The sequence below is a fragment of the Pseudomonas taiwanensis DSM 21245 genome (genome assembly GCF_000425785.1).
Lineage (GTDB): Bacteria > Pseudomonadota > Gammaproteobacteria > Pseudomonadales > Pseudomonadaceae > Aquipseudomonas > Aquipseudomonas taiwanensis.
Map to the genome: position 1 here is coordinate 45,762 of NZ_AUEC01000013.1, position 15,423 is coordinate 61,184.

Annotated in this window: 14 protein-coding genes; 7 read left to right on the forward strand and 7 right to left on the reverse strand. The window is 64.5% G+C overall.

The features are described 5' to 3' along the window. Position 1 precedes the first annotated feature (1 nt). The 3 genes from trhO to H620_RS0104950 form a co-directional block, all read right to left on the reverse strand. Positions 2-934: an oxygen-dependent tRNA uridine(34) hydroxylase TrhO gene (gene trhO / locus H620_RS0104940; protein WP_023379254.1), complete on the reverse strand. Its 933-nt coding sequence runs from the start codon at positions 932-934 to the stop codon at positions 2-4. Positions 935-1,121: 187 nt separating this feature from the next. Beyond that, positions 1,122-1,421: a BolA family protein gene (locus tag H620_RS0104945; protein ID WP_023379253.1), complete on the reverse strand. Its 300-nt coding sequence runs from the start codon at positions 1,419-1,421 to the stop codon at positions 1,122-1,124. A 10-nt stretch (positions 1,422-1,431) separates the two neighbouring features. Further along, a complete protein-coding gene (locus tag H620_RS0104950) occupies positions 1,432-1,956 on the reverse strand; it encodes a DUF2059 domain-containing protein (protein ID WP_023379252.1) in 525 nt (174 codons plus the stop codon). A 153-nt stretch (positions 1,957-2,109) separates the two neighbouring features. Between H620_RS0104950 and H620_RS0104955 the strand changes: the two genes are divergently transcribed. Then, positions 2,110-3,504 (forward strand): class II fumarate hydratase, encoded by a 1,395-nt coding sequence (locus tag H620_RS0104955; RefSeq protein WP_023379251.1) that lies wholly within the window; start codon positions 2,110-2,112, stop codon positions 3,502-3,504. A gap of 123 nt (positions 3,505-3,627) precedes the next feature. Here H620_RS0104955 and H620_RS0104960 read toward each other — a convergent pair whose 3' ends face one another. Together H620_RS0104960 and pap are read right to left on the reverse strand one after the other, a co-directional pair. After that, on the reverse strand, positions 3,628-4,590 hold the full coding sequence (locus H620_RS0104960) for a DMT family transporter (RefSeq protein ID WP_023379250.1): 963 nt from the start codon (positions 4,588-4,590) through the stop codon (positions 3,628-3,630). A gap of 199 nt (positions 4,591-4,789) precedes the next feature. Continuing rightward, positions 4,790-6,283 carry a polyphosphate:AMP phosphotransferase gene (gene pap / locus H620_RS0104965; protein WP_023379249.1) on the reverse strand — a complete coding sequence of 498 codons (1,494 nt, stop codon included), beginning with the start codon at positions 6,281-6,283 and terminating at the stop codon, positions 4,790-4,792. A gap of 146 nt (positions 6,284-6,429) precedes the next feature. Between pap and mnmC the strand changes: the two genes are divergently transcribed. From mnmC to H620_RS0104990, 5 genes are all read left to right on the forward strand, one after another. Beyond that, complete coding sequence (mnmC, locus tag H620_RS0104970) at positions 6,430-8,397, forward strand: bifunctional tRNA (5-methylaminomethyl-2-thiouridine)(34)-methyltransferase MnmC2/FAD-dependent 5-carboxymethylaminomethyl-2-thiouridine(34) oxidoreductase MnmC1 (RefSeq protein WP_027906879.1); 1,968 nt, start codon at positions 6,430-6,432, stop codon at positions 8,395-8,397. A 213-nt stretch (positions 8,398-8,610) separates the two neighbouring features. After that, positions 8,611-10,398: an N-acetylglutaminylglutamine amidotransferase gene (locus H620_RS0104975; RefSeq protein ID WP_023379246.1), complete on the forward strand. Its 1,788-nt coding sequence runs from the start codon at positions 8,611-8,613 to the stop codon at positions 10,396-10,398. A gap of 3 nt (positions 10,399-10,401) precedes the next feature. Then, positions 10,402-12,153, forward strand: a complete 1,752-nt coding sequence (gene ngg, locus H620_RS0104980) for an N-acetylglutaminylglutamine synthetase (RefSeq protein WP_027906880.1) — start codon at positions 10,402-10,404, stop codon at positions 12,151-12,153. Between the two features lie 250 nt (positions 12,154-12,403). Next, positions 12,404-13,576: an osmoprotectant NAGGN system M42 family peptidase gene (locus H620_RS0104985; protein ID WP_023379244.1), complete on the forward strand. Its 1,173-nt coding sequence runs from the start codon at positions 12,404-12,406 to the stop codon at positions 13,574-13,576. Between the two features lie 100 nt (positions 13,577-13,676). Next, on the forward strand, positions 13,677-13,904 hold the full coding sequence (locus H620_RS0104990; protein WP_023379243.1) for a YheU family protein: 228 nt from the start codon (positions 13,677-13,679) through the stop codon (positions 13,902-13,904). Positions 13,905-13,907: 3 nt separating this feature from the next. Here the strand turns inward: H620_RS0104990 and csrA are convergent, their stop codons facing one another. After that, positions 13,908-14,096, reverse strand: coding sequence for a carbon storage regulator CsrA (csrA, locus tag H620_RS0104995; protein ID WP_023379242.1), 189 nt, complete (start codon positions 14,094-14,096; stop codon positions 13,908-13,910). A 128-nt stretch (positions 14,097-14,224) separates the two neighbouring features. Continuing rightward, on the reverse strand, positions 14,225-15,034 hold the full coding sequence (locus tag H620_RS0105000; RefSeq protein WP_023379241.1) for an SDR family oxidoreductase: 810 nt from the start codon (positions 15,032-15,034) through the stop codon (positions 14,225-14,227). A 236-nt stretch (positions 15,035-15,270) separates the two neighbouring features. Here H620_RS0105000 and H620_RS26275 point away from each other — a divergent pair, with 236 nt between their 5' ends. Further along, on the forward strand, positions 15,271-15,423 hold the full coding sequence (locus H620_RS26275) for a DUF3309 family protein (protein WP_003252624.1): 153 nt from the start codon (positions 15,271-15,273) through the stop codon (positions 15,421-15,423).

A 15,423-nucleotide genomic window follows, 5' to 3' on the forward strand; every position in this document is an offset into this window, starting at 1 on the left:
ATCAAGCCTCGGCTTTGTAGTTGTAACCGATCGGATGTGGCAGGTTGCGCGCCTTGGCGAGCTCGATCTGCTTCTGCCGGTCGATGGCGCTGCGCCGGGTCTTCTCACTCAGGGTGTCCCAGCAGTGTGGGCAGCTGACACCAGGCGAGTAATGCTCGGACGCACGGTCCTCCACATTGATTGGGTGGCGGCAGGCATGGCACTGGTCGTACTCGCCTTCACTCAGGTCATGGCGCACCGTGACCCGGTTGTCGAAGACGAAGCAGTCGCCGTCCCAGAGGCTTTCTTCCTGAGGCACTTCCTCGAAGTATTTCAGAATGCCGCCCTTAAGATGATAGACCTCCTCGAAGCCTTCACCGAGCATGTAGCTGGAGGCTTTTTCGCAACGGATGCCACCGGTGCAGAACATCGCCACCTTCTTGTGCTTGCTCGGGTCGAAGTTGGCCTTGATGTACTCGGGGAACTCGCGGAAGGTTTCGGTCTTCGGATCGATGGCGCCCTTGAAGGTGCCGATGGCCACTTCGTAGTCGTTGCGGGTGTCGATCAGCAGCACCTCCGGGTCGCTGATCAGGGCGTTCCAGTCCTTCGGATCGACGTAGGTGCCGACCTTCTGGTTGGGGTCCACGCCCGGCACGCCGAGGGTGACGATCTCTTTCTTGAGCTTGACCTTGGTGCGGTAGAACGGTTGCTCGTCGCAGTAGGACTCTTTGTGGTCGACATCGACCAGGCGCGGGTCGTTGCGCAGCCAGGCGAGCAGCGCGTCGATGCCTTCGCGGGTGGCGGAAACGGTACCGTTGATGCCCTCGTGGGCCAGCAGCAGGGTACCTTTCACGCCGTTGTCGAGCATGGTCTTTAGCAGCGGCTCGCGCAGTTCGACGTAGTCTTCCAGGGTGACGAACTTGTACAGCGCCGCCACGACGATAGCTTGGGACATGAATCTGAATCTCCAGGTGGTTGCCCTCGTAAGGGGCGGACCGGGTTCTACAAAAGCAAAGGGGCTGCCGTGCAGCCCATCGCTGGCAAGCCGACGCCTACAGGCTGTAGGCGCGGGCTTGCTGGCGATGGGCCGCGCAGCGGCCCCCTTGGGATGACGCGGATTCTACCAGAACAAAAAAAAGGAATCAGTGCTTGCCGCCACCGGCGCACACTGGCGAGGCCGGTGCGGCGCCAACCTGGGTCCATTCCTCGGCGGTGTAGGTGTGAATCGCCAGTGCATGGATCTGGCTCATCAGCTCGCCCATGGTGGCGTACACCTTCTGGTGGCGCTTGACGCTGTTCAGGCCGGCGAACTGCTCGCTGACGATGACTGCCTTGTAGTGGGTCTCCTGGCCACGGCTGTGCATGTGGCTTTCGTTGAGCACTTCAAGGTGTTGCGGCGCCAGCGCTGTCAGTTGCTGGTGGATACGTTCCTGCATGGTCATCGGGTGTTACTCACTTCTTCGCCGGCGCCGCGGCCTTGCCAGCGTTCGGGTCCAGTTCCTTGGTCATGTCGTCGAGCAGCTTGTTCACCACCGGCACGGCAGGCTCCAGGCTCTGCTGGGTCAACTGGGCCGACTGCTGGGTGACTTTGGGCATTTCGCGCAGCACTTTCTTGCCAAGCGGCGACTCGTAGAACTTGACCAGGTCCTTGAGCTCCTGCTCGGTGAAGGTCTGGGTGTACAGGTCGACCATCTTCGGCTTGAGCTTGTTCCAACCAATGGCGCTGTCCAGGGCGGCGTTGGCCTTGGCCTGGTAGCTTTCCAGCACCGACTGCTTGGAGGCAGGCGCCTTGGTCTGGGCGAAGCGCTGGGCGAACATCTGCTGGACCTGCATGTACACCGGAGTGCCCAGCTTGTCGGCGTTGGCCAGGGTCAGGAATTTCTCGGCGGCAGCGTTGTGGCTGGCGGTGGCAGCGAGCACCTGGCCGCTGGCGCAGGCCAGGGCAACGGCGGCACAGAGGACACGGAGACGGGTCATTGCATTTCCTTCAAGAAAGGGAGGCGGGTACCTCAGAGTAGAGCATTCTGCGCTGTGGTGGCGAAGTGCTCAAGTGGCACGACGAGCGATGGAACCGCTCTGCCGAATGAGGGCCTAAACTGCGATTTCAGACTACAAAGGAGTGAGCGCAGCATGAGCCGTATCGAGACAGACAGCCTGGGCCCGGTCGAAGTTCCGGACGACGCCTACTGGGGCGCGCAGACCCAGCGCTCGCTGATCAACTTTGCCATTGGCAAGGAACGCATGCCGCTCGCGGTGCTGCACGCCCTGGCGCTGATCAAGAAAGCCGCGGCACGGGTCAACGACCGCAACGGCGACTTGCCCGCCGACATCGCCCGCCTGATCGAGCAGGCCGCCGACGAAGTGCTCGCAGGCCAGCACGACGACCAGTTTCCACTCGTCGTCTGGCAGACCGGCAGCGGCACGCAAAGCAACATGAACGTCAACGAAGTGATCGCCGGGCGCGCCAACGAGCTGGCCGGCAAGGGCCGTGGCGGCAAGGCGCCGGTCCACCCCAACGATCACGTCAACCGTTCGCAGAGTTCCAACGACTGCTTCCCCACTGCCATGCACATCGCCGCCGCCCAAGCGGTGCAGGAGCGCCTGCTGCCAGCGATTGCCGAACTGTCGTCGGGCCTTGCCGAGCTCTCGGCGCGCCACCACAAGCTGGTCAAGACCGGCCGCACGCACATGATGGATGCCACCCCGATCACGTTCGGCCAGGAAGTGTCGGCGTTCGTCGCCCAGCTCGACTATGCCCAGCGCGCCATCCGCGCCACGCTGCCGGCAGTGTGCGAACTGGCCCAGGGCGGCACGGCCGTCGGTACAGGCCTGAACGCCCCACACGGGTTCGCCGAGGCCGTGGCTGCCGAGCTGGCCGCACTGTCCGGCCTGCCCTTCGTCACCGCGCCGAACAAGTTCGCCGCCCTCGCCGGCCACGAACCCCTGACCAGCCTGGCCGGCGCCCTCAAGACCCTGGCGGTGGCACTGATGAAAATCGCCAACGACCTGCGCCTGCTGGGCTCCGGGCCGCGCGCAGGGCTGGCCGAAGTGCGCCTGCCGGCCAACGAGCCTGGGAGTTCGATCATGCCTGGCAAGGTCAACCCGACCCAGTGCGAGGCGCTGTCGATGCTGGCCTGTCAGGTGCTGGGCAATGATGCCGCCATCGGCTTCGCCGCCAGCCAAGGTCACCTGCAGTTGAACGTGTTCAAGCCGGTGATCATCCACAACCTGCTGCAGTCCATCGAACTGCTGGCCGACGGATGTCGCAACTTCCAGGCGCATTGCGTGGCCGGGATCGAGCCGGATGCCGAGCAAATGGCCGCGCATCTGGAGCGAGGGTTGATGCTGGTGACCGCGCTGAACCCGCATATCGGCTATGACAAGGCCGCGGAAATTGCCAAGAAGGCCTACGCCGAGGGCAAGACCTTGCGTGAGGCGGCACTGGAGTTGAAGTACCTGACCAACGAACAGTTCGATGAATGGGTCAGGCCGCAGAACATGTTGGCGCCCGGAGGCAAGGGCTAACCCAGGGTGCGTCGCAGTCGAGCAAGCCGGGGCCGCGCTGCGGCCCTTTCACGACGCAAGGCCACTCCCCATGGGCCACATGGGCCGTGAAATGCACTGTAAAATCCGACTGGGCGGCGATGTTCAGCGAACTTGAGCCAGGCGTGCATTCCTTGCCCGCCACCCGGCCACCAGCGACGGCCCCAACGCCACCAGCGCCGAACCGATCACCACCGTCACCGCCCCCACATAGCCCAGGCCATTGATCTCCTCGGCGTGGACATGGTCCGGCCATACCCAGGCCGCCGCCGCAACCGCCACGAAGGTTACCAACGGGGTCAGCGCCAGCGTGGCACTGACCTTCGACGCTTCCCAATGGGCCAAGGCCTCGGCAAAGGCGCCATAGGCCACCAGGGTATTCAGGCAGCAGGCCAGCAGCAGCCAGCCTTGCACCGGCGAAAGCGCAAGCGCCTCCAGCGGGTGTACCCAGGGGGTGAGCAACGCCGCGCAACCCAGATAGATCACCATCATCACCTGCTGCGAATTCCACACCGTCAGCAGCTGCTTCTGGCTCAAGGCATAGAACACCCAGATGCTGGTGGCCAGGATGATGGTCAGTACGCCAGTGGTGTAGACACCCAGCGAGGTCAGCAGCTCTTCCAGCCGCTGGTTGAAGAACAGGCCAAAGCCTGCCAGCAGAATCAGCAAACCAATGCCCTGCCCCAGGCTGAACCGCTCCTTGAACACGAACACGCTGGCCACCAGCAACAGCACTGGCCCAAGCTGCACCACCAGTTGCGCAGTGCCGGGGCTGAGCAACTTGAGGCCGATCAGGTAGAGCACGTAGTTGCCCATCAAGCCACCGATGGCAACCACCACCAGGCCCTTGCCCTTGCGCCCCAGCTTGCCGAACGAGGGTAGCCGCCGCTGGGCCGACAGCCAGGCGAACAGCAGCCCGCCCGACACCAGCAGGCGGTACCAGGTGACGGTGACCGGATCGACCACTTGCAGCACCTGCTTCAACTTGATCGGCAATATGCCCCAGAGCAGCGCCGTCAACAGGGCCAGGAACAGTCCATAGCCCCAGCGGCCGGAAGTGGTGTGCATAGTGTCCTCGAACGAGCCCGTGGTGGGGGTAGGTAGGATTCTACGGGTTTACAGGCCTGAGTCTGCGGCGTGTGGCGAGAAAAGAATTCATCAGGTCATTCTTGCAAGGCATGGCTTGATGGATGGGCCAGCCATGCCCCACGACGCCTGAGGAAGCAGGTTGCACGAGGAGGCCCGCCCAGCCAACCTCCCCTTTCCGCTATTTCTTGTCTTTGGCGAACGCAGCTTCCAACGCGTCATTGAGAGTGCGCAACACCTTCACTCGTGCCCAGCGCTTGTCATTGGCTTCCACCAGTGTCCACGGCGCGATCTCGCTGCTGGTACGGTCGACCATGTCGCCCACTGCTTCGCTGTAGACGCCCCACTTCTCGCGGTTGCGCCAGTCCTCCTCGGTGATCTTGTAGCGCTTGAACGGAATCTGCTCGCGCTCCTCGAAGCGCTCCAGCTGGGTCTGCTGGTCGATGGCCAGCCAGAACTTGACCAACACCACGCCGGCATTGACCAGTTGCTCTTCGAAATCGTTGATCTCGCCATAGGCGCGCATCCAGTCGGCCGGTGTGCAGAACCCTTCGACCCTTTCCACCAGCACGCGTCCATACCACGACCGGTCGAAGATGGTGAACTTCCCCCGTGCCGGAATGTGCCGCCAGAAGCGCCACAGGTACGGCTGGGCGCGCTCTTCTTCGGTGGGCGCGGCGATCGGCACGATGCGGTACTGACGGGGGTCGAGCGCGGCAGCCACGCGGCGTATGGCCCCGCCCTTGCCGGCGGCATCGTTTCCTTCGAACACCGCGACCAGGGCATGCCGGCGCATGCGCTTGTCCCGCAGCAGGCCGGCCAGGCGTGCCTGCTCGGTGACCAGCTGTTCCTGGTAGTCGCTCTTGTCCAGCCGCCGGGTCAGGTCCAGGGCGCCGATCAGGCTGCGCTGGTCGATGCTACGCCCCAGCGGCGCCACGTTGCCCTGGTGCTTGCCCTTGGGGTTGATGGCCAGCGCCGCTTGCAGGCTGTCGAGCAGGATGCGCCCCACCGCCAGGCTGCGGTAGTAGGGGTCGACGCCTTCGATGACATGCCAGGGCGCATAGTCGCGGCTGGTGCGGCGCAGCACACGCTCGCCAAAGCGAACGAAGCGGTCATAGGTCTCCGACTGCTGCCAGTCCAGCGGGCTGATGCGCCAACTGTGCAGCGGGTCGTCCTTGAGCGCCTTGAGCCGGGCCTTCATCTGTTTCTTGGACAGGTGGAACCAGAACTTGATGATCAGCGCGCCTTCATCGCAGAGCATCTGCTCCAGGCGCTCGGCACCCGTGATCGCCTGGTCGAGCACGGCATCCTTGAACAAGCCATGGACCCGCCCCTGAAGCATCTGGCTGTACCAGTTGCCGAAGAAGACGCCCATGCGTCCCTTGGGCGGCAAGGCGCGCCAGTAGCGCCAGGCCGGTGGACGGGCCAGCTCTTCGTCGGTCTGCTGGTCGAAGGTCAGCACGTCGATCAGGCGCGGGTCCATCCACTCGTTCAGCAGCTTCACCGTCTCGCCCTTGCCGGCGCCTTCGATGCCGTTGATCAGCACGATCACCGGAAAGCGCGCCTGCTGCTTGAGCTCGTACTGGGCTTCGAGCAAGGCTTCACGCAGGGCCGGTACCTCGGCCTCGAAGGTTTCCTTGTCGATGCTGTGACCGATTTCCGCGGATTCGAACATGGCTGCGCTGGCTCCTTGCATTGGATAGACAAGACTAGCGGATTTGCGCCACCTGCACTGGCTCTATCGAGGTGCTTGCCGGCGAGGACTGCGCAACGCCGGCAGATGGCATAAAATCCCCCCCTTCGCGACAACCCGAGCCCACCATGTCCACCCTCCTCCAGCACGCCCAGATCGACTGGGACGACCAGGGCCGCCCCCATTCGCGGCAGTACGACGATGTGTATTTCTCGAAGAACGAAGGCATCGAGGAAACCGTGCACGTGTTCATCGAACAGAACCGTCTGCGTCAGCGCTTCGCCAACCTGGAACCTCAAGCCTGCCTGGTGATCGGTGAGACGGGGTTCGGTACCGGCCTGAATTTCTTCTGCGCCTGGCAGTTGTTCAGGCAGCACGCCCCCGTCACGGCGCGCCTGCATTTCGTCAGTGTCGAAAAGTACCCGCTCGCCCCTGCCGACATGGCCCGCGCGGTACGCCTGTGGCCGGAGCTGGCGGCCTGCACCGAGCCGTTCCTGAAGCAGTACGTGGCGGTGCACCAGGGGTTTCAGCCGTTCACCTTCGACGATGGCCGGGTCACCCTCACCTTGTTGATCGGCGACGTGCTGGAGCAACTGCCGCAGCTCGATGCCAAGGTCGATGTGTGGTTCCTGGATGGCTTCGCCCCGGCGAAGAACCCCGACATGTGGACCCCTGAGCTGTTCGCGCAACTGGCCCGGCTGTCGTACCCAGGTACCACGCTGGGCACCTTCACCACCACCGGCTGGGTACGCCGTGGGCTGGTGGAAGCGGGCTTCGCCATGAAGAAGGTGCCCGGCATCGGCAAGAAATGGGAAGTGATGAGCGGCGAATTCGGCGGCCTCGCGGCAAGCACGCAAACCCCACCCTGGTATGCCCGACCACCGGCTATCGACGGCCCGCGCGAGGCGCTGGTGATCGGCGCGGGGCTGGCCGGCAGTGCCAGCGCCGCCAGCCTCGCCGCCCGCGGCTGGCAGGTCACGGTGCTGGAACGCCACGATGCCGCGGCCCGGGAAGCTTCCGGAAACCCCCAAGGGGTGCTGTACCTGAAACTGTCCGCCCACGGCACCGCCCTGTCGCAGATGATCCTCTCTGGCTTCGGTTACACCCGGCGACAACTGGAGCGCCTGCAACGCGGCGAGGCGTGGGACAGCTGTGGGGTTTTGCAATTGGCGTTCGACGCCAAGGAGGCCGAGCGCCAGCAGAAACTCGCCGACGCCTTCGACAGCAGCCTGCTGCACAGCCTTGAGCGCGCCGAAGCCGAGGCGGTTGCCGGCGTCGCGCTGCCAGCGGGCGGGTTGTTCTATCCGGAAGGCGGTTGGGTACACCCCCCCGCGCTGTGCCAGGCACAGTTGCAGCACCCCGGCATTCGCGTGTTGACGCATCATGAGGTGATCGAGCTGCGCAAGACCAATGGCCTGTGGCAGGCCTGGAATGGCGAACGCCTGCTGGCCAGCGCGCCAGTGGTGGTGTTGGCCGGTGCTGCTGACGTGCGTCGCTTCGAGCCCTGCGCCGGGCTGCCGCTCAAGCGTATCAGGGGGCAGATCACTCGCCTGCCGGCGACCGACAGCAGCCGAGCGCTGCGCACGGTCGTGTGTGCCGAGGGCTACGTGGCACCGCCGCGTAGCGACGAACACACCTTGGGCGCCAGTTTCGATTTCCATAACCAGGACCTGGCGCCGACCCTGGCCGAGCACCAAGGCAACCTGGCGCTGTTGGATGAGATCTCCGTGGATCTGGCCCAACGTCTGGCTACCGCCGACCTCGACCCCGCGCAGCTGCAGGGGCGAGCCGCGTTCCGCTGTACCAGCCCGGATTACCTGCCGATCGTCGGGCCTGTGGCCGAGCCGCAGGCGTTCAACGAGGCCTACGCGGTGCTGGGCAAGGATGCGCGGCAGGTGCCGGACGTGCCGTGTCCGTGGGTCGAAGGGCTGTACGTGAACAGCGGGCATGGGTCGCGCGGGCTGATTACCGCGCCGCTTTGCGGGGAACTGGTGGCGGCTTGGGCAAGCGGTGAGCCATTGCCAGTGCCACAGGCAGTGGCACAGGCCTGTCATCCGAATCGGTTCGCGTTGCGCCGGTTGATTCGGGGAACGTGATGGGCGGGTTGCCGATCGATGGGGTGCGTCTGTGGGATCGGGCGCGACCCGCGCGGCGTATCGCGAGCACGGCTCGCTTCTGGCGCGGTGTGTAAGCGCAGCGGGCTGCATATAACAGATCGTTCTAAAACTCTCACAATCCCCTCCGGTCAGTTTCTGGTACACGCCCTTCACAGGGCACTGATTCCCCAACGGAAAAACCGGTAAGGACCTATGTGCGGATTAGCAGGAGAGTTACGTTTCACCCCCCTCGACCAAGCCCCTCGCCCGGCCGACCTGGCCGCGGTAGAGCGCATCACTCATCACCTGGCGCCCCGAGGCCCCGATGCCTGGGGTTTCCATAGCCAAGGCCCGATCGCCCTCGGCCACCGTCGGCTGAAGATCATGGACCTGTCCGATGGCTCGGCCCAGCCGATGGTCGACAACACCCTGGGGCTGTCGCTGGCGTTCAACGGCGCCATCTACAACTTCCCCGAGTTGCGCCAAGAGCTGCAGGACCTGGGCTACACCTTCTGGTCCGACGGCGACACCGAGGTGCTGCTCAAGGGCTATCACGCCTGGGGCGCCGCCTTGCTGCCCAAGCTCAACGGGATGTTCGCCCTGGCTATCTGGGAGCGCGATCAGCAGCGCCTGTTCCTGGCCCGCGACCGTCTGGGCGTCAAGCCGCTGTACCTGTCTCGCAACGGTGAGCGCCTGCGCTTCGCGTCGACGCTGCCTGCGCTGCTCAAGGGCGGCGACATCGATCCGATGATCGACCCGGTCGCCCTCAACCACTACCTGAACTTCCACGCCGTGGTGCCGGCGCCACGCACACTGCTGGCCAACGTGCAGAAACTGGAACCGGGCACCTGGATGCGTATCGACCGCCATGGCGAAGTCGAGCGCCAGACCTGGTGGCAGCTGCACTATGGGCCGAACCTGAATGAGCGGGAGCTCGACCTTGAAGGCTGGACCACCCGGGTGCTCGATGCCACCCGCGAGGCGGTGGCCATTCGCCAACGCGCCGCGGTGGATGTCGGAGTGCTGCTTTCCGGTGGGGTCGACTCCAGCCTGCTGGTCGGCCTGCTGCGTGAAGTCGGCGTGGACGACCTGTCGACCTTCTCCATCGGTTTCGAGGACGCAGGCGGCGAGCGCGGCGACGAGTTCCAGTACTCCGACCTGATTGCCAAGCACTACGGCACACGACACCACAAGCTGCGCATCGCCGAACAGGAAATCATCGAGCAGTTGCCGGCCGCCTTCCGTGCCATGAGCGAACCGATGGTCAGCCACGACTGCATCGCTTTCTACCTGCTGTCGCGCGAAGTGGCCAAGCACTGCAAGGGCGTGCAGAGCGGCCAGGGCGCCGACGAGCTGTTCGCCGGCTACCATTGGTACCCGCAGCTGGAGGGCGCCCAGGATCCTTACAGCGCCTACCGCGACGCGTTCTTCGATCGCAGCCATGCCGAGTATCGCGACACGGTACAGGCCCCCTGGTTGCTGGAAACCGACGTTGCCGGCGACTACGTGCGTGAACACTTCGCCCGGCCGGGTGCCGCCGATGCCGTCGACAAGGCCCTGCGCCTGGACAGCACGGTGATGCTGGTGGACGACCCGGTCAAGCGCGTCGACAACATGACCATGGCCTGGGGCCTGGAAGCCCGAACGCCGTTCCTGGATTACCGTCTGGTCGAGCTTTCGGCGCGCATTCCGGCCCGTTTCAAGCTGCCCGATGGCGGCAAGCACGTGCTCAAGCATGCCGCGCGGCGAGTTATCCCCCATGAGGTGATCGACCGCAAGAAAGGTTACTTTCCCGTACCGGGCCTCAAGCATTTGCAAGGCGCGACCTTGGACTGGGTGCGCGAACTGCTGACTGACCCCAGCCAGGACCGTGGACTGTTCAACCCTGCCATGCTCGACCGCCTGCTGAGTAACCCTCACGGCCAACTGACCCCGCTGCGTGGCTCCAAGCTGTGGCAACTGGCAGCCCTGAACCTGTGGCTCAGCGAACAAGGAATCTGACCGATGAAAGCTCACGAAATCGCTTACGGTCAGCGCCTGCTGCGTGGCCAGTCGCCGTCCTATGAGCGCCTGCAGGCGCGCCTGGCCGGTGACGGCAGCGAACCCCACGACCAGCCCCGGGCACTGCACTGCGGCTGGGGCCGCCTGCTGATCGGCCACACCTTCCCGGATGCCCCGAGCCTTGCCGAGGCGCTGCAGGAGGAGCGCCCCGGCGAGCGCGATATCGCGTTGTACGTGGCCGCGCCCCAGCAAGTGCTGGCCCAGGCGCCGCAGCATCTGTTCCTCGACCCTTCCGACACCCTGCGTCTGTGGTTTACCGACTACCGTCCGGCACAGCGGGTATTCCGCGGGTTTCGTATCCGCCGGGCGCAAAGCGAAACTGACTGGCAGGCCATCAACGGCCTGTACCAGGCGCGAGGCATGCTGCCGATCCAGGCCGAGCGACTGACGCCGCGCCACCTGGGCGGGCCGGTCTACTGGCTGGCCGAAGATGAAGACAGTGGTGCGGTGATTGGCAGCGTGATGGGCCTGAACCATGCCAAGGCCTTCGACGACCCGGAATTGGGCAGCAGCCTGTGGTGCCTGGCGGTTGACCCGCAGTGCAGCCGTCCAGGCGTCGGCGAAGTCCTGGTGCGTCACCTGATCGAGCACTTCATGAGCCGTGGCCTGGCCTACCTTGACCTGTCGGTGTTGCACGACAACCGTCAGGCCAAGCGCCTTTACCAGAAGCTTGGGTTCCGCAACCTGCCAACCTTCGCGGTCAAACGCAAGAACGGCATCAACCAGCAACTGTTCCTAGGCCCCGGCCCCGAGGCCGAGCTCAACCCCTATGCCCGGATCATCGTCGATGAAGCCTACCGACGCGGCATCGAGGTGCAGGTGGACGATGCCGCCCATGGGCTGTTCACCCTTAGCCTGGGCGGGCGGCGGGTGCGTTGTCGCGAGTCGCTGAGCGACCTCACCAGCGCGCTGAGCATGACCCTCTGCCAGGACAAGTGCCTCACCCGCCAGGCGCTGCACGCTGCCGGATTGCAGGTGCCGGTGCAGCAGCTGGCTGGCAACGCCGACGACAACCTGGCGTTTCTCGAAGAGCATGGGGCGGTGGTGGTCAAGCCGGTCGATGGCGAGCAAGGCCAAGGGGTGGCGGTCAACCTGACCACCTACGACGAGGTTTGCCAGGCTGTAGACCAAGCCCGCCGCTTCGACAGCCGCGTGCTGCTGGAAAGCTTCCACCCCGGCCACGACCTGCGCATCGTAGTGATTGGCCATGAAGTGGTCGCGGCGGCCATTCGTCATCCGGCCCAGGTGATCGGCGACGGCAAGCACAGCGTCAAGCAGCTGATCGACGCCCAGAGCCGCCGTCGCCAGGCCGCTACCGGTGGCGAAAGCCGTATTCCCATGGACGATGAAACCGAGCGCACCTTGCGCGACGCAGGCCTGGACTACGCCAGTGTGCTGCCTGCCGGCCAGCGCCTGGCTGTGCGTCGCACCGCCAACCTGCACACAGGCGGCACCCTGGAGGATGTGACCGAACGCCTGCACCCGGTGCTGGCCGATGCGGCCGTGCGGGCTGCCCGCGCGCTGGAGATTCCGGTGGTTGGCCTTGACCTTATGGTGCGCGATGCCGCGCAGCCGGACTACGTGATCATCGAGGCCAACGAGCGGGTTGGCCTGGCCAACCATGAACCGCAACCCACTGCCGAACGCTTCGTCGACTTGCTGTTTCCGCATAGCCGGCCATTAGGGTCTTCATGAAACGTCTCGAGACGAAGGTCAGGCAAGGCGAAAACAGCCGAGGAAGCGGCGTTTACGGGTTGTAAATGAGCATTGCGAGGCTGTTTTCAACGCAGCATCACCGAGTATCAAGGCTGTTCGTACAGAGCCTAGCCTGAGTGGATGAATTTCAGCGCCTGTGCCGGCCTCTCCGCTCCTGCCCTGAACCTGTGGGAGCGGGTTTACCGGTGAAGAAGCCGGCATGGCCCATACAACGATCAGAGGAGTGCACATGCCCGAACCCGATCTGGACTACCTCAAGCGTGTGCTGCTGGAGATGCTTGCCATCCCCAGCCCCACCGGATTCACCGACACCATCGTGCGCTACGTGGCCGAACGCCTGGATGAACTGGGCATCCCCTACGAGCTGACCCGACGCGGCACCATCCGTGCCACCCTCAAGGGCCGGCAGAACTCCCCCGACCGCGCCGTCTCGGCGCATCTGGACACCATCGGCGCCAGCGTGCGGCAACTGCAGGACAACGGCCGCCTGGCCTTGGCGCCCGTGGGTTGCTGGTCCAGCCGGTTCGCCGAAGGCAGCCGGGTCAGTGTGTTCACCGACACCGGTGTCTACCGCGGCAGCGTGCTGCCGCTGATGGCCAGCGGTCACGCCTTCAACACCGCCATCGACCAGATGCCCGTGAGCTGGGAACACGTCGAGGTGCGTCTGGATGCCTATTGCGCCACACGGGCCGACTGCGAGGCGCTGGGCCTGGCCATCGGTGATTTCGTTGCCTTCGACCCACTGCCGGAGTTTACCGAAAGTGGCCATATCAGCGCCCGCCACCTGGATGACAAGGCCGGCGTGGCGGCCTTGCTGACCGCCCTCAAGGCGGTGGTCGACAGTGGACGACAGCCGCTGATCGACTGCCATCCGCTGTTCACCATCACTGAGGAAACCGGCTCCGGCGCCGCCGCCGCCCTGCCCTGGGACGTGAGCGAATTCGTCGGCATCGACATCGCGCCAGTCGCGCCCGGCCAGGCATCGAGCGAGCATGCGGTAAGCGTCGCCATGCAGGACTCCTCCGGTCCCTACGACTACCATCTGTCGCGCCATCTGCTGAAACTGGCCGGAGACCAATGCCTGCCGGTGCGGCGCGATGTGTTCCGCTACTACTTCAGCGACGCCCATTCGGCAGTCACCGCCGGGCACGATATCCGCACCGCGCTGGTGGCCTTCGGCTGTGACGCCACCCACGGCTATGAGCGCACCCATATCGACAGCCTGGCCGCGCTCAGCCGCTTGTTGTCGGGCTACCTGCTCAGTCCGCCGGTGTTCGCCAGCGACTCGCAGCCGGCCAATACCTCGCTCGAGCGCTTCAGCCACCAACTGGAGCACGATGCGCAAATGGAGAGCGACACCCGGGTGCCCGCGGTGGACAGCCTGATCGGCAACAAAGGTTGAAGTGGGGCGGCCTTGCGTCGCGATGGGCCGCACCGCGGCCCCCACTTCCTGAGGTTTCGCGTAGCATGTCCGTACCTACGCTCCTGGAAACGCACCTGACATGCTGATCCCCTACGACCAACTGCAAGCCGACACACTGACCCGCCTGATCGAAGACTTCGTGACCCGCGACGGCACCGACAACGGTGACGATACCCCGCTGGAAACCCGCGTGCTGCGGGTGCGCCAAGCGCTGGCCAAAGGGCAGGCGTTCATTCTCTTCGATCCCGAGAGCCAGCAGTGCCAGCTGCTGGCCCGCCACGATGTGCCACGGGAATTGCTCGACTGACCGTCAAAGCGTGTGCAGCTTGGGTTGCTCGCCGGCCTTGATGCGCTTATAGACCTCACTGCGGTGCACCGCCACTTCACGCGGTGCATCCACGCCCATGCGCACCACGTGGTCCCGTACCTCCACCACCTTGATCCGAATGTCGTCACCGATGGTGATGACCTCGCCGATTTCACGCGTAATGACCAACATGCTCCGATCCTCCAGCGACAGGGAAAACTGGAGACTGCATCGGGCACATTAGGCTACTCAACGCCTTGACCGAAATTCAGAACAACCCTACACGATGTGGTAAATCGCCCTACAGACAACCCTCACGGTCAGCGGCTTTGAGCCTTGGCTCGCATCTTCACCGCCATTTCCGCCATCTCGTCATACAGCCGCTCCGGGGCCTGGCGTTTGAGTTGCCAGGCCTGGCGGCCCGCTTCGTGAGGCAGGATCAGGAATTCCCCGGCTGCCACCTGCCGATGGATATGCTCGGCAATCTGGGCGGCGCTGATCGGCGAGCCTTCCAGCAGCTTGCCGACCTGGGCCTTCATGGCCGGGTCCGGCCCACGGAAAGAATCGAGCAGGTTGGTCTGGAAGAACGACGGACATACCACATGAACCGCCACCTCGACCTGGCGCAGTTCGACCAGCAGACTCTCCGAAAGCGCTAACACACCGGCCTTGGCCACGTTGTAGTTGCTCATGCCCGGCCCCTGCATCAACGCAGCCATGGAGGCGATGTTGATGATGCGCCCCCTGCTGCGTTCGAGCAGCGGCAGGAATGCCTTGCACCCCTTGACCACGCCCATCAGGTTGACCGCGATCTGCCAGTCCCAGTCCTCCAGCGACAGCTCGGCGAAGAAGCCACCCGAGGCGACACCGGCATTGTTGACGATGACATCGATACCGCCGAGTTTCTCGTCGCAAGCCTGGGCCAGGGCGGTGAGCTGGCTGTAGTCGCGCACGTCGCAACGTTGCACGAAGCCGTCGCCACCGACCGCGCGGCACAGTTCGAGGGTTTCGCGCAGGCCGGCTTCGTTGACGTCGGCCAGCGCCAGGCGCCAGCCCTCGCGCGCCCAGCGCAGGGCGATCTCGCGGCCGAGGCCGGAACCGGCGCCGGTGATCATGATGCGGTTTTGCATGGTGGCAGGCCTTGTTCTGACAGGTGATGAGACGAGTCTAATCAAGGCGTGGGTGGCAGGCAGGGTTAATCAGGGTAGTGAATGGGGGCCCATCGCCCGCAGCAGTCAGCCTGCCGACGATGGGTGCGTGGGGCCGAACACACAAAAATGGAATCTTTCCCCTCGCCCACCAGTCCGAATTAGCAAGAGGCCAGCAGTCCGAGGCCCTTGCCCTTCAACTACCCAAGGACTCCGTTATGACCACGATCCTCATCATCATCCTGATCCTGCTCTTGATTGGTGGCTTACCGGTCTTTCCACACTCGCGCAGTTGGGGCTATGGCCCTTCCGGCATCATCGGCGTGGTGCTGGTGATTCTGCTGGTGCTATTGCTACTGGGCATGATCTAG

Excerpts from the sequence above, each read along its gene's own strand:
- H620_RS0104955 (WP_023379251.1), top strand. The coding sequence starts at position 2,110 with ATGAGCCGTATCGAGACAGACAGCCTGGGCCCGGTCGAAGTTCCGGAC.
- H620_RS0104990 (WP_023379243.1), top strand. The coding sequence starts at position 13,677 with ATGCTGATCCCCTACGACCAACTGCAAGCCGACACACTGACCCGCCTG.
- H620_RS0104985 (WP_023379244.1), top strand. The coding sequence starts at position 12,404 with ATGCCCGAACCCGATCTGGACTACCTCAAGCGTGTGCTGCTGGAGATG.
- H620_RS0104945 (WP_023379253.1), bottom strand. The coding sequence starts at position 1,421 with ATGACCATGCAGGAACGTATCCACCAGCAACTGACAGCGCTGGCGCCG.
- H620_RS0104960 (WP_023379250.1), bottom strand. The coding sequence starts at position 4,590 with ATGCACACCACTTCCGGCCGCTGGGGCTATGGACTGTTCCTGGCCCTG.
- csrA (WP_023379242.1), bottom strand. The coding sequence starts at position 14,096 with ATGTTGGTCATTACGCGTGAAATCGGCGAGGTCATCACCATCGGTGAC.
- H620_RS26275 (WP_003252624.1), top strand. The coding sequence starts at position 15,271 with ATGACCACGATCCTCATCATCATCCTGATCCTGCTCTTGATTGGTGGC.
- ngg (WP_027906880.1), top strand. The coding sequence starts at position 10,402 with ATGAAAGCTCACGAAATCGCTTACGGTCAGCGCCTGCTGCGTGGCCAG.
- mnmC (WP_027906879.1), top strand. The coding sequence starts at position 6,430 with ATGTCCACCCTCCTCCAGCACGCCCAGATCGACTGGGACGACCAGGGC.
- H620_RS0105000 (WP_023379241.1), bottom strand. The coding sequence starts at position 15,034 with ATGCAAAACCGCATCATGATCACCGGCGCCGGTTCCGGCCTCGGCCGC.
- pap (WP_023379249.1), bottom strand. The coding sequence starts at position 6,283 with ATGTTCGAATCCGCGGAAATCGGTCACAGCATCGACAAGGAAACCTTC.
- H620_RS0104950 (WP_023379252.1), bottom strand. The coding sequence starts at position 1,956 with ATGACCCGTCTCCGTGTCCTCTGTGCCGCCGTTGCCCTGGCCTGCGCC.
- trhO (WP_023379254.1), bottom strand. The coding sequence starts at position 934 with ATGTCCCAAGCTATCGTCGTGGCGGCGCTGTACAAGTTCGTCACCCTG.
- H620_RS0104975 (WP_023379246.1), top strand. The coding sequence starts at position 8,611 with ATGTGCGGATTAGCAGGAGAGTTACGTTTCACCCCCCTCGACCAAGCC.